The sequence below is a fragment of the Vibrio qingdaonensis genome (genome assembly GCF_026191675.1).
In the GTDB taxonomy this organism is placed as follows: Bacteria; Pseudomonadota; Gammaproteobacteria; order Enterobacterales; family Vibrionaceae; genus Vibrio; species Vibrio qingdaonensis.
On sequence record NZ_JAKRRY010000020.1, the window covers coordinates 48,416 to 62,013 of the forward strand.

At 45.1% G+C, this 13,598-nt stretch carries 15 protein-coding genes; 8 read left to right on the forward strand and 7 right to left on the reverse strand.

Features of this window, described 5'->3' with window-relative positions:
• Position 1: 1 nt before the first annotated feature.
• Positions 2-1,342, reverse strand: a complete 1,341-nt coding sequence (locus MD535_RS14905; protein ID WP_265675812.1) for a Na(+)-translocating NADH-quinone reductase subunit A — start codon at positions 1,340-1,342, stop codon at positions 2-4.
• A 511-nt stretch (positions 1,343-1,853) separates the two neighbouring features.
• Positions 1,854-2,162: a transcriptional regulator BolA gene (gene bolA, locus MD535_RS14910; RefSeq protein WP_265675813.1), complete on the reverse strand. Its 309-nt coding sequence runs from the start codon at positions 2,160-2,162 to the stop codon at positions 1,854-1,856.
• A 149-nt stretch (positions 2,163-2,311) separates the two neighbouring features.
• On the opposite strand from bolA, the gene MD535_RS14915 reads away from it, so the two are divergent.
• The 4 genes from MD535_RS14915 to MD535_RS14930 all read left to right on the forward strand — a co-directional run bounded on the left by MD535_RS14915 (position 2,312) and on the right by MD535_RS14930 (position 6,125).
• Positions 2,312-3,442 carry a methyltransferase gene (locus tag MD535_RS14915; protein ID WP_265675814.1) on the forward strand — a complete coding sequence of 377 codons (1,131 nt, stop codon included), beginning with the start codon at positions 2,312-2,314 and terminating at the stop codon, positions 3,440-3,442.
• A gap of 152 nt (positions 3,443-3,594) precedes the next feature.
• Positions 3,595-4,164 carry a YajG family lipoprotein gene (locus tag MD535_RS14920; protein WP_265675815.1) on the forward strand — a complete coding sequence of 190 codons (570 nt, stop codon included), beginning with the start codon at positions 3,595-3,597 and terminating at the stop codon, positions 4,162-4,164.
• The gene (locus tag MD535_RS14925) at positions 4,164-4,709 is read left to right on the forward strand and encodes a peptidylprolyl isomerase (RefSeq protein ID WP_265675816.1); all 546 of its coding nucleotides are present in this window, start codon (positions 4,164-4,166) and stop codon (positions 4,707-4,709) included. Before MD535_RS14920 ends, MD535_RS14925 begins: the two co-directional genes overlap by 1 nt.
• Before the next feature lie 69 nt (positions 4,710-4,778).
• Positions 4,779-6,125, forward strand: coding sequence for an AmpG family muropeptide MFS transporter (locus tag MD535_RS14930; protein ID WP_265675868.1), 1,347 nt, complete (start codon positions 4,779-4,781; stop codon positions 6,123-6,125).
• A 122-nt stretch (positions 6,126-6,247) separates the two neighbouring features.
• Here the strand turns inward: MD535_RS14930 and MD535_RS14935 are convergent, their stop codons facing one another.
• The 3 genes from MD535_RS14935 to MD535_RS14945 form a co-directional block, all read right to left on the reverse strand.
• On the reverse strand, positions 6,248-6,940 hold the full coding sequence (locus MD535_RS14935) for a ChrR family anti-sigma-E factor (protein WP_265675817.1): 693 nt from the start codon (positions 6,938-6,940) through the stop codon (positions 6,248-6,250).
• A 1-nt stretch (position 6,941) separates the two neighbouring features.
• Complete coding sequence (locus tag MD535_RS14940; RefSeq protein WP_265675818.1) at positions 6,942-7,520, reverse strand: sigma-70 family RNA polymerase sigma factor; 579 nt, start codon at positions 7,518-7,520, stop codon at positions 6,942-6,944.
• A gap of 124 nt (positions 7,521-7,644) precedes the next feature.
• Entirely contained in the window at positions 7,645-8,235 is a 591-nt protein-coding gene (locus MD535_RS14945; RefSeq protein ID WP_265675819.1) for an LON peptidase substrate-binding domain-containing protein, read from the reverse strand.
• 311 nt (positions 8,236-8,546) lie between these two features.
• On the opposite strand from MD535_RS14945, the gene MD535_RS14950 reads away from it, so the two are divergent.
• The 4 genes from MD535_RS14950 to csdA all read left to right on the forward strand — a co-directional run bounded on the left by MD535_RS14950 (position 8,547) and on the right by csdA (position 12,141).
• Positions 8,547-9,332: an outer membrane protein OmpK gene (locus tag MD535_RS14950; protein ID WP_265675820.1), complete on the forward strand. Its 786-nt coding sequence runs from the start codon at positions 8,547-8,549 to the stop codon at positions 9,330-9,332.
• Between the two features lie 124 nt (positions 9,333-9,456).
• A complete protein-coding gene (gene panE / locus MD535_RS14955; protein ID WP_265675821.1) occupies positions 9,457-10,350 on the forward strand; it encodes a 2-dehydropantoate 2-reductase in 894 nt (297 codons plus the stop codon).
• Complete coding sequence (locus MD535_RS14960; protein WP_265675822.1) at positions 10,343-10,945, forward strand: DJ-1 family glyoxalase III; 603 nt, start codon at positions 10,343-10,345, stop codon at positions 10,943-10,945. The genes panE and MD535_RS14960 overlap by 8 nt, the downstream gene beginning before the upstream one ends.
• Positions 10,942-12,141, forward strand: coding sequence for a cysteine desulfurase CsdA (gene csdA, locus MD535_RS14965; protein ID WP_265675823.1), 1,200 nt, complete (start codon positions 10,942-10,944; stop codon positions 12,139-12,141). The genes MD535_RS14960 and csdA overlap by 4 nt, the downstream gene beginning before the upstream one ends.
• A 141-nt stretch (positions 12,142-12,282) precedes the next feature.
• Here csdA and MD535_RS14970 read toward each other — a convergent pair whose 3' ends face one another.
• Positions 12,283-12,708: a SufE family protein gene (locus tag MD535_RS14970; protein ID WP_265675824.1), complete on the reverse strand. Its 426-nt coding sequence runs from the start codon at positions 12,706-12,708 to the stop codon at positions 12,283-12,285.
• Positions 12,709-12,721: 13 nt separating this feature from the next.
• On the reverse strand, positions 12,722-13,531 hold the full coding sequence (gene tcdA / locus MD535_RS14975) for a tRNA cyclic N6-threonylcarbamoyladenosine(37) synthase TcdA (RefSeq protein WP_265675825.1): 810 nt from the start codon (positions 13,529-13,531) through the stop codon (positions 12,722-12,724).
• Positions 13,532-13,598: the final 67 nt, after the last annotated feature.

Consider the following 13,598-nt stretch of genomic DNA (forward strand, 5'->3'; position numbering starts at 1 on the left):
ATTACCCTTCCTTCTCAATTTTGTCTAGGCACTCACGTAGGAGTTGACCATATTCGTACTTACCTGGACAAACAAAGGTACATAGCGCCAAATCTTCTTCATCTAGCTCTAGAGCACCAAGGCGCTGTGCGCTGTCGATATCGCCAGCACATAAATCGCGAAGAAGTAACGTTGGTTCCATATCTAAAGGCAATACTTTTTCGTAGTTGCCGATAGGTACCATTGCACGGTCACTACCATTCGTTGTCGTTGTCATGTTGAACAACTGACCTTTAAACACATGGCTTAAGAATGAACGAGTAATAGAGAACTTGTTTTTACCCGGTACAGCCCAACCAAACAGTTCTTTTTCACGACCTTCGCGCAAAACAGACACTTGTTGGTGATAGCGACCTAGATAAGCATGAGCGCCTTTAGCATGTGTACCAGAGAGTACTGAACCAGAAATCACTCGAACTTCTCCTGGCATCAACTCGTTATCCGTGACGTCTTCTAGGCTAGCCCCTAGCTGTGTACGGATTAAACGAGGATTGTTCACCACAGGACCAGCAAGAGAGATAACACGATCAGTGAAAACTTCACCGGTAGTAAAAAGCTTACCAAACGCGATGACGTCTTGATAATTAATGCTCCATGCTACCGTTTCCGCATTAACTGGGTAAAGGTGATGCATGTGAGTGCCCACGAGACCTGCAGGGTGCAGACCGTCGAAAACGTGCTCTTCTACATTAGACTGAGTTGAACGAGGAAGGCTCGTACCTTTCTTGCACACATATACCTTGCCATCTGTCAATTTAGAGAGAAGGTCAAGGCCAGCAACGAATGCTTCTTTGTGTTCGTTGATGATCAATTCAGGTTCAGCCGCTAACGGATTGGTATCCATGGCGGTGACGAAAATCGCCTGAGTTGTTGAATCAATCGCGGGTACCTTGCTAAACGGTCGAGTACGTAAAGCTGTCCACATTCCAGAGGCAACAAGCTGGTTTGTGATCGTCGCGCGATCAAGCCCTGCTAGTTGGTCTGCTGTGTAACTGTCGAACGTCACTTGGTCGTTGCCACTTACTTCAATCACTACAGATTGAAGTACGCGCTTTTCACCACGGTTAACTTCGATAACTTTACCGCTTGCTGGTGAAGTAAACATAACGCCTGGGTTCTTTTTGTCTTCAAAAATAACCTGACCTTTCTTTACTTCATCGCCTACACGAGCATGCATTGTTGGACGCATACCCACGTACTCTTCGCCAAGCAAGGCGACTTTAGTGATGGACTTACCATCATTAATCACCTGGGATGGAGTTCCTGCGATAGGAAGGTCCAAACCCTTTTTTATTGTAATCATACGCACTTGCACTACTTTTATCGGGAAAAAGATTCTTTTTATTGCGTAACATTTAGACACGACATTGAGGTGTCTCGCCTCGGCGTTTCAAACACCAAGACAGCAACATCACATTAACAATCTCACTGTTAAATCACTGCGAGATTTGTCTGGTGCGATAGTTTAACATCTTTTGCAAAGTGGATGCCATGATGAATCCCTGCAATAGCCTTATTATTTCGAAAGTTTTGCTATTGCAGCGCTTATCAATATTGATAACTTTGACGCATCGCACAAAGCGCTATTAAGTCTATTAAAATTAAGCAGTTAATTTATTCACAAAATGAAACAATTGCACTTAAAACGTCTTTACTCAAAAACATGTTGACACACTGTTAAGAAAATACCCATTAAGGGCTAGATTCATGAGAGACGAGCTGGCTTTCATTAACAAAGCCAATACCAGCAGTAAAAAATGTTATTCATTGCAGAATCGACAGGTTTGGCTGTCAAAAAATGTCACTATTTGCCACTATTTGCCACCACCAGCGCAGTCTGGGCTATTTGGAGACTGCTGATTTTTGTCATTCCACTCTTGAGGGGTATAAGTGTGAATGGCAAGAGCATGAATCATGCCGGCTAACTCTTCTGCTAGAACTGTATTTATTTTACGATGGCGAGCGATCAATCGATCGCCTAAGAATGCATCACTAACGACAACAACCTTAAAGTGGCTCTCAGAACCCGGTGGGACGTTATGCATATAACTTTCATTGAGTACATCTAGAAAAGTGGGTTCAAACGCTAGATGAAGTTTCTGCTCGATGGTTTGTTGAATCATCTTACTTCCTTAAGCAGGGTTATTATTATGACATTGTCGGTAAAGTATATCTTTTACTTAATCAATAATCTTCCTTTAAACCGCATTCTCTTTGGCTATTGGCGCGAGTTTTTGTCAAAATACAGCGATAATCACTAAATATCATCATTATGAAAACTGAACTTTCCTTGCTCAACCGCACACTTGAACTGTATCGCTATCCAAAGCTTAGTCACGATAAGCTCCAAGCATGGGACGCAGGAGATGAATATTTAATCACTCATGTTGAAGAACAGAACTTCAACCGTGGCCAACATATTTTAGTGCTTAATGACAATTTCGGCGCATTGAGTTGTTGGTTATCATCTCAACATGTGGTGACGACCGTTAGTGACTCCTTTATTTCCCAGCAAGGTATACACGCCAACCTTGCTCACAATCATTGCGCCTCGGTGAATGTGATTTCCTCCGTTGAGAACTGGCCAAACCATGTCGATTTGGTCATTATGCAAATACCGCGCAATAACCGCTATCTTACTTGGCAACTCAGTCAAATTCGTGCTTTGTACGGTGATAGCTGTCAGGTGATTGCGGTGAATAAGGCCAAGGAAATTCATAGTTCAACACTGAAATTGTTTGAAAAGCACCTCGGCCACACAACCACCTCCCTAGCATGGAAGAAACATCGCTTAGTCTTTAGTCAGGGGGACCAGCCAAACCCACCTCATGTAGAGCCGTATACCACTTGGCGGGTTGAAGAAGAGGCGATGACACTGTCAAACTTGCCCAACGTGTATTCAGGGGAAAGTCTCGACCTTGGCGCTCGCTTTTTTTTACCGCACCTACCAGGCCATGCAAAGTACCACGATATTATTGATTTAGGCTGTGGTAATGGCGTCTTGTCGGTCAAGCTCAGACAACTCAATCCAGATGCGACAATTACCTCGGTTGATGAGAGCTATATGGCGGTTGAATCAGCAAAAAATAATATTTTGTTGAATCATTTATCCAATGAGAAAGCACGATTCGTTGCCAACAATTGCCTCGACGGTTTCAGCGCACAAACGCAAGATCTTGTGGTCTGTAACCCTCCATTTCATCAACAGCAAGCCATCACGGATCATATCGCATGGCAAATGTTCTGTGACGCAAAGCATGTTCTTCGGACTGGTGGCGAGTTATTAGTTATCGGAAACCGCCACCTAGGCTACGATAAAAAACTAGAGAAATTGTTTGGTAAGCGGCAGGTCAAACTTGTCGCGACTAATGCTAAATTTGTTATTTTACAGGCGACTAAGTAAAGTTATCGTCATAGTTAGTGAATACGCTAACGACACTATATGTTATCAGATAGAATTACGTTATCAGATAGAGTTTCGTCAGTGCGCACAACCTTATATGGCGCTGACAAGTGCTGACTCATCGCATTGATGAGTGTGAAAAGGAATTAGGAATGAAAAAGCTCGTTTTAGCCGCAACCATCGTCTTACTCGCTGGTTGTGCAAGCCCAAAACAAGAACAAATCAATTTTGCCCCACAAGCCGCCACTAGCGCTGCAAAAATTGTTGAAGGCAAAACCATGTCACTTTCCAGCCAAGATGTGCGTACTGCGCAATATGTGGCGTTAATGGATAATGGCCGCGCCAATATCACGCCTATTCACACACGACAAAATGTTCGTATTGGCATTGAGAACGCATTGGTGCAGCAATTTTCATCTCAAGGCTATAAAGTCACTGTGAATAGCCCAAATACCGTAAAAGTAGAAATTCAAGAAGCCCTCGTCTCCGTCAAACACACTGTTATGGAAAATGACATGGCTGCCAACGTCGTTGTAGAGCTAACGGTTGAAAACAGCAAAGGTAAATTGGTCAAAACCTATACGGGTAAAGCGACACGTTCAGGGCTAATGAGCGCATCAAACGATGATATTGAAACCGTCCTCAACGATACTGTAAACCTGGTACTAAAAGAAATATCGAACGACGCTGAACTGGTTGATTACATGAAGGAACGTTTCTAATGATGAGAACTCTAATTTCAACACTGGCTTTAATGTCTGCCACGGTTTTTGCAGCACCAACCGTACAGGTTGACACCAATATCGGCTCTTTCACCGTTGAGCTAAATGAAGAAAAAGCGCCAGTGAGCGTCGCCAACTTCCTACGCTACGTTGACGATGGCAGTTACGTAAATAGTCAATTTCATCGCGTTATTCCTGGTTTTATGGCTCAAGGTGGCGGCTTTGATGAGAAATTTAATCGACTACCTGTCAATAAAGCGATTCAAAATGAAGCCGCAAATGGCCTTGATAATGACATAGCGACCATTGCCATGGCTCGTACCCAAGACCCAGATTCCGCAACGCGTCAGTTTTTTATCAACTATGCCGACAATGATTTTCTCAATTACAGCGTATCCAACCCCGGCTATGCCGTATTTGGCAAAGTAACCGAAGGGTTTGATGTGGTGAAAAAAATGTCTCAAAAACCAACCCGCACGGTGCGCGGCATGCGTGATGTACCAATGGATCCCATTATCATTACCAAGATTGAACGCCTTCCATAAACCAACCAACAGAGAGAGTTCGCTCTCTCTTTTTCTTTTTAGGTGAGGAGCACCTCTGTGGAACAGAAAATGACATGGCAAGATACAATCAGAAGTTACTGGGATAAGCGCCTACTTTGGGTATTTATGCTTGGCTGTTCAAGTGGTTTCCCATGGGTACTCATTGGCTCTAACATGTCGGGGTGGCTAAAGGATGCTGGGCTGACTCGAACCGCAATTGGTTACTTTGGCTCGGTCTTTGCTGTGTACGCCATTAATTTTTTATGGGCGCCCCTTGTCGACCGTGTACGACTGCCTCTGCTATATCGTACTCTTGGACAACGACGCAGCTGGATCTTTTTATGCCAGTCTTTAATGTTAGTGTGTACATTACTGATTGCGGGTGTTAATCCCGCAGAAAACTTAATGCTCACCTCGCTATTGGCGTTAGGTATTGCGATAGCCTCTTCTACTCAAGACATAGCCGTCGACGCCTTTAGAATAGATACGTTCCCAAAATCTCAATCCAATAAACTGCCTCAAGCCTCTGCGATGGCGGTCATTGGTTGGTGGACAGGATACTCTCTTCCTGGTTATCTGGCATTCGTCAATGCCGATAGTATGGGTTGGAATGGTGTGTATTATGGCATGGCTATTATTGTCGGTGTCCTCATGATGTTTACCTTGCTGGTCGGTGAACCCAAAACCGATCGAGACGCACTGCAAGCGCAAGCGGAGCAGCGCCATCAGAAGGTGGTCGACAATAAAGTCCTCGCTTGGCTCAGTGTGACCGTCATCGAGCCCTTTCTTGATTTCTTCCGCAGCAACGGCGTAAGAGTGGCGGCAACCCTGCTACTATTTGTCTTCCTATTCAAGATTGGTGAAGCCTTTTTGGGCAGAATGTCCATTCCGTTCTACAAGGAAATTGGCTTTAGTAACGAACAGATCGGCTATTACTCCAAGCTAATTGGTTGGGGAGCCACCATTGCCTTCACTCTGCTCGGCAGTATGTTCAATGTCCGATTTGGCATCGTCAAAGGCCTAATGATTGGCGGAATTGCCATGAGCGCCAGTAACCTTATGTTTGCTTGGATTGCTCAAGTAGGACCAAACGAGCATCTTTTCTTAGCGACGATCATCGTCGATAACTTTACGACCGCCTTCTCCACCGTCGCGTTTGTCTCGTTCTTGACTATTTTGACCGGGCAAGCTTTCTCTGCAACTCAATACGCCCTGTTAGCATCGCTAGGGAACTTTGGACGAACGACATTGGCGTCCTTTAGTGGTGAACTGGTCGATATGCTCAATGATTGGAGTCTATTCTTTATTATCACCTCACTGATGGTTATACCAAGTCTGATCATGCTCTACTCGCTAAGGCATTATTTTAATGACTTGCTGACCAAAGCTAAAGAAAGGGACCGCGCACCAAAGTAGAAAGAACGACTAACGGATATAAACAAAAATCCCCCTCTGCCTACCGCATAGGGGGATTTTTATTCATCACCTTTCAATGACTAGTGAGTGATTGGATACTTACCCGCACCAAGCTTCCCCCTTTAAGGGTACATTCCCTTGCCAAAGCGATTGAATATCCTTGCAACACCCTGAGTAAATACCAATGGTTGCGTCAGGATCGACAAACATAAACAATCTTGTCCTTGCATCGTTTTGGGCGCATGTTTCGTGTCTTCGTTTTCTTCAAGATAATCGCCCTGACTATAACAACCCGACTCGTCACTAAACGCACCGTGGAGTACCAAAGTCGACTCCAGCCCTTTGTGAGTATGCTGAGGGACTTGAACACCTTCAGTGATGTACAGCAAACTCACTCTATAATCTTCACCTAAATCTATATTTGAAGTGAACACCTTACCGCCATAGCTACGCCACTCCCCCATTCTTTCAACGATAGGTTTTAGTGGTGCGGGCACTGAGAATTCTTTCCCGTTGACCGTGACTTTCGCTGCCTGTCTAGAACGAGGCATGGAAAAGTCCATATCCAACGACATAATATCTTCTAGCATATTATCAAATACACGCTGCATTTCTTGCTCGGAAGTATCGCCAGCCTCAATCTTGTCCACCTTCATCTGCTGCAACAAATTTGCTTCAAGTTGTTCAAGCTCATTTACTCTGTTGCTACAACGGCTGCAAGATTCTAGGTGAGACGCGATAGCAACGCCTCTGGCCGTATCGATTTCACCATTGGCATAGAGCGCAAGTAAAGTATCATCTGGATGGTAAGCCATATCAATGCTCCTCCATAGAGAGTCGTAATTTTTCCACGGCAAGTCGCAAACGAGACTTCACGGTGCCAAGAGGAATGTCGTACATGTCTGCCACTTCTTGATGAGGCAAATCTTGCAGATATACCGCCCTAACCACATCCCTTTGGGGTTTGGGCAAGTTATCAAGAAAATGAATAATCTGCTCTTTCAGCCTGTCTGTTTCTGGCGAATAATGGTCGACAAAATCGGGTGGACAATAATCCGTCGGCCAAATGTCATCAGCGCGCACGTGTAATTCTTTGCCTTTCTGCTTGCGCAACATATCAAAGCACAGATTTCGAGTAATCGTGTATATCCATGTTGATACTGCACTTTTGTGAGCGTCGAATAAGTGTGCCTTTTGCCAAACGGCAGCCATCGCTTCTTGCACAATTTCAATGGCGACCTGCTCGTTACTGATATAACGGAAAGCAAATTGCTTTAATCTTGGGGAGTAATAATGAAAAAGCATGGCGTAGGCGTGTTTGTCTCGCGACTTAATCTTAGCCATACACTCATTCCACTCTTGCTTACTAAGTGTTTCTGATTCGTCTGCAATCATACACAAAATCCTAGGTTAGCTTCATTACGTCACTAGTACAGTGTACGCACGGTTTAGAACATGGATCACAATAATATTAATTTATTACTTTCATCACTCAATCAGCATTTTGAGTTGTCACTTATTAGGTTTGGTCTAGTAAACCTTGCTTGATAATAGCGCGTTCTATGAAGCTCAGCATTGCGTCACAGTTGGGCTGCGCCACTAACTGCTCAAACTCTTGGCAAGACACAGGCAAGACTTCTAACCATCTTTGGCTAACCCACGTTGCATCGTCATAAAAGCAATGCAAATAGAGTGACTCCAGCATAGGGAAGGCTTTAAAAACTTCTTGTAATCGTTCACCAATAAACTCTTGTTCTCGACTTAACGTTTGAGGTTGCCATGATGGTAACCAATCTACGTTAGCCACGCGTAAACCATCGTACTCGCTCTCTACACTATCAACTAAGAAACGTTTAATGCCCGAGACAGTTATACCCAATATGTCGCCTTCCAATACCTCAAAGTCGACAATACTCACGAATGTCCCAATCTGCGTAATATTGCCGGGTGGGCGCCCTGAACCTTCGTCAATCAAACACATCCCAAAGCCAGAACTCTGTTTCAAACACTCCGCCACCATTCGCTTGTAGCGCGGTTCGAAGATTCGTAATTTCATTTTCCCCTCGGGTAGCACAATGGAACCCAGTGGAAATAACATTATTTGAGACATTCAAGCTCCTTATCGATAAGCACAGCGTTTTTACGCTGCTATCAGGAGATTCGATCATTGCACAAAATATTGTTACCAACTTTAACAACATTGTTAACGGAAGGATGCCCAATATTGGTTGATTTGTATGCAATTCATAAAAGTTCCCTTAAACCTTCAATAAATGTGATGGCAATCTCAATATTTAGCAACCGTTTGCGACGTTGCACATTTACTTTGGGACACAAATCGCTATCATGCGTCCCCATCGGATGAGTTCGCACGGAAAGCGACCAATTTTCAGTTCAACTTTAAAAAGAGTAGATCTCATTATGCGTAAATCACTTTTAGCTCTTGGCGTTGTTGCAGCAGTGGCATCAGTTCCAGCTTCAGCAGAATATCTATACGGTTTTGGTGGTGTTTATCTTGACCACCAAAGCTGGGATCACGGTCCTAACTCAATTGAAGATGGCAACGATGGTCGTGGTCGTAACCAATTCGTTCTAGGTATCGAAGGTGGTGCAGGCTTCACTTGGGGTGAGCTATACGGTTTCTACGATCGTGAAAGTGTTGAAAAGAGCTCATCTGAGCAAAAGAACTCTATTAAAGGTTCTGCGCACGTTTACCTTGGTGACTCAGGTGTATCTCTTTACGGTCAGGTTTATCACCACGATAACCCTCATCAAAGCGAAACTAACCGCGTATTAGGTCTTGGTTATACAGCGCTACAAGGTGATAACTGGTTCTTCAAACCATGGGTTGGTGTTCATGACATCACATCTTGGGACAGCTTTTCACCTAACCAAAATGTTAACGGCAACAACGGCTACATGGCTGGTTGGACAGCACGCTACGGCTTTAACGCATTCGGTCAAAACTTCTCGTTTGTAAACTGGAACGAAATCGAGTTCGATCGCAACGATGAATACGCTCAAAACCAAGGCGGCAAAAACGGCTTGAACGGTGCACTACTATTCAACTGGCACGCGACTGAAAATATCACCGCTGCGATCCAGTACCGTTACTTCCGCAACAAACTAGGTGTTTACGGTTCTTCTGGTGCTAACCAACAGCATTACGGTGATGCAATTATCTACCGTATGCAATACAACTTCTAATGTCTATTCAGTAGAAGAAGTTAGAAAAAATGGCGCATTCGCGCCATTTTTTATGCCTGTTACTTTCGAGTATTAGTAATAATTTTGCTATTCTTCGCCTATTACTCGTAACTTATTACTTGCTGTGAACATAACTATTCTTGGCCCCGGTGCCATCGGCTCTTTGTATGCGTACAAATTAAAGCAAGCCGGACACGATGTCTCTGTTTGGGGTAGACGCTCAAATAACACCGTCGACATCCAATTAGATCACTTGCCAACGTTGCAGTTTGTGAATCAAAACCGCGATACGCTCAAACGCACCGACCTTTTAATCGTCACCCTAAAAGCCTGGCAGGTTGAGGCGGCGCTATCACCGTTACTCCCGCGGTTACACGCCGATACCATCATCTTGTTTTTACATAATGGTATGGGTTGCGTCGACAAGCTGGCCAAGCAACTCGCGAACTTCCCAGTACTCCTCGGTACCAGTACACACGGTGCACTTAGACGTACCGCTTTGCATGTTAGCCACACCGGTCTTGGGGAAACCCACATTGGCGCTTGGAATGACAAAGGACAGCAATGCCAATTTTTATCTGACGTACTGAGTCATGCTCTCTCGCCAGTAAAATGGCACACTTCCATCCAGCATGCCCTTTGGACTAAATTAATCATAAACTGTGCCATAAACCCGCTAACCGCACTCGAGAATTGCAACAATGGGCAACTGGCCGAGCAGCGCTACCGCCATCAAATTGAACAAATTATTGATGAGGCGCACTTGTGTGCCGAGAAAGTGGACGTGACCTTAGATAACGCAGCTCTCAAAGAAACAGTATTCAACGTCATCACCAAGACCGCGGAGAATTACTCGTCCATGCAGCAAGACATCAGCCAGCAACGCGCCAGTGAAATCGCGTTCATCACTGGCTATGTGGTTAGCATTGCGGAAAAATATCAACTTAATATCCCGGTAAATAGTGCTCTTTTTAAACAAATAAAATCCATTGAAGCCAGTTGGAGCAAACATGACTAAACGAATACTAGTGCCTATTGCGCCTGGCACTGAAGAGATGGAAGCCATAACCATCATAGACACCATGATCAGAGCTGGCTTTCAAGTGACAACAGCAAGCGCCGCTTTTGATGGTAGTCTAACCATGAAAGGCTCACGAGGCATCACCTTAACCGCCGACTGTAAGTTAGTGGATGTGGCGGATGATGAATTTGATGTCATTGCTCTACCGGGCGGTATTGGCGGTGCTGAGGTCTTCAGGGACAGTGTGGTATTAGTTGAAATGGTGCGCCAGCATAAATACGAAGGCAAATTGCTCGGGGCGATCTGCGCCGCGCCGGCATTGGTGCTTATTCACCACGATCTATACCCGGATGCGCTCATGACATGCCACCCTAGCTTTCAATCACATATTGCAGATGCGTGCTGGCGACCTAAACGCGTCACGTTAGATGTCAATCACAACCTGATGACCAGTCAAGGACCCGGCACTGCACTTGAATTTTCTATCGAACTCATTATTGCGCTATGTGGCAAAGAAAAAGCCTGGCAAGTGGCAGAGCCTATGGTCACTAATCCAACCTTGCATTATCACGAAATGGGGAAAAGAACATGACCGTTCTCCAAACTGTCCGTGAGCAGTTCCCGGCATTAACGCAAGACATCGTCTACCTAGACAGTGCAGCGACTACTCAAAAACCACAAGTGGTCATCGATTGCTTAACAGACTACTACAAAAACCAGAATGCTAACGTGCATCGCGGCAGCCACTCACTCACCGCTCAAGCGACAAGCCGCTTTGAAAGCGCACGCGACACGGTCGCACGCTTTATCAATGCCTCTTCAAGCAAAGAAATCATATGGACGAGAGGCGCAACGGAAGCACTCAACCTCATCGCGCAGACCTATGCACGCAGCACTCTTCAACCTGGTGATGAGATCCTAATCTCTGAAATGGAACATCATGCCAACATCGTTCCTTGGCAAATTGTGGCTGAGCAAACGGGCGCATCGATCATTAAAATCCCGATGACACCGGACTGCCAAATTGATGCTAAGCAAGTCGCAGAGTTAATTAACGAACGCACTAAAATTGTTGCCATCGCTCAAGTCACTAACGTCACCGGCAGTCGCCTACCTATTGAAGCGATTATTGCCGCGACGCGTGAAAAAAGTCGTGCCATTGTTGTCGTGGATGGTGCGCAAGGCATTGTGCATGAACACACCGATGTCCAAGCACTTGATGCCGATTTCTACGTCTTTTCGGGTCATAAACTGTATGCGCCAGCTGGGATTGGCGTGCTGTATGGCAAACAAGCGCTACTTGAATCTATGCCCCCTTGGCATGGCGGCGGAAAGATGGTCGAGCACGTCAGTTTCACACAAACCACCTTCTCGGCGCTACCGGGAAAGTTTGAAGCAGGAACGCCGAATGTCGCAGGCGCATTAGCCCTTGCCTGCGCTATTCAATGGCGAGAGCAGTATGACTTATCTGTGCTAGAGCAACATGTTGCAACTCTTCAACAAAGAGCCTTCGATGCGCTTAATACTATGGATGATATTACGGTAATCGGCTATCAACCGGGTTCCAGCGTGATTACCTTCACCATGCAAGGCGTCCATCACCAAGACATTGCCACCTTGTTAGATCAGCAACACATTGCCGTACGCTCTGGGCACCATTGCGCGCATCCTCTCATGGATGCACTCGGGGTCAAAGGGACGGTTAGAGCCTCTTTTGCAATTTACAACACGCGACAAGAAGTCGATCGTTTCATCGAAGCACTGGAGAAAAGTGTCGATATCCTTTGATCGTATTGCCTATTTAAATACGCCAAACAAAAAACGCCATTCAACGGAAGTTGGAATGGCGTTTTTTTAAATATGAGTTCTCATTTAAGCGAAACCAATATACCTCACTTGTACGGTTTACTGGTTTACTGGTTTACTGGTTTACTGGTTTACTGTCACTTTAATCGCCTCTACGATGGCTTTCAAACCATTACCTCGAGAAGGGCTGAGATGATTGACTAAATTCAACTGTTCGAAATACGCATCAATATCAAACGCCAAAATTTGCTGAGAGGTTTTATTGTGATAAGCCGCTAAGACTATTGCGATTAATCCACGAACAATTCGCGCGTCAGAATCAGCTTCAATATGCCAAATCCCCGCCTCTTCATTCATGAGTAACCAAACCGAGCTTTCACAGCCGGACACCAGCATCGGATCCTTCTTAGCTTCTGTATCCAGTGTAGGCAACAATTTGCCCCACTTTACTACCTGACGATAGCGCGCCTCCCACCCGTGAAGTTCAGTCATCGTAGTAGCAATATCGTGTGCGGTGATTTCAATACCAAAAGGTTGCTTGTCCGTCATGCTCTCTCTCCCTCTACGCTCGATACTTCTGAATTAATCGGTCAACAATTCTAGATACTGCGACAAAACCAAAGCTTGCAGTCACAACCGTTGCTGCGCCAAATCCACTTGCGCAATCCATTCGTTTTGGACCTTCCGCTGTTGATTTAACGCCACAAACCGAACCATCTGCTTGAGGGTATTTCAATTGTTCAGTAGAGAACACGCAATCAATACCAAACTTCCTAGCTGGGTTTTTAGGAAAATTATGATGACGGCGCAATGTGTCTTTGAGCTTCTTCGCCAAGGGATCTTGAATCGTTTTGGTTAAATCAGCGATCTGAATTTGGGTCGGATCGATCTGACCGCCCGCTCCACCCGTCGTAATGACCTTAATCTTATTACTTCGACAATACGCCAATAATGCCGCTTTAGGTTTCATGCTATCAATCGCATCGAGAACGTAATCAAAATCTTTGTTGATGTATTCCGCAACATTTTCCGGTTCAATGAAATCATCGATAAGGTTGATCTTACACTCAGGATTAATCAGCTTTACACGCTCAGCCATTACTTCAATTTTACTCTGACCCACTGTCCCCGTCATGGCATGAATTTGACGGTTGATGTTCGTCACACAGACGTCATCCATATCGATAAGCGTTAATTCACCCACACCTGTGCGCGCCAGCGCTTCTACTGCCCACGAGCCAACGCCACCAATACCCACCACGCACACATGTGCAGCGCGAAGTATTTCGACCTCACTTTGCCCATAAAGACGTCGTGTGCCACCAAATCGTTGATTATAATTGTCGGAGGCTGGTTGGTTTAGTTCTCGCATAACACTACCTAGCTAATGATGAGTAAAAAAGAAAGAGTGCGATTTATACGCACTCTTTCTATAAAGG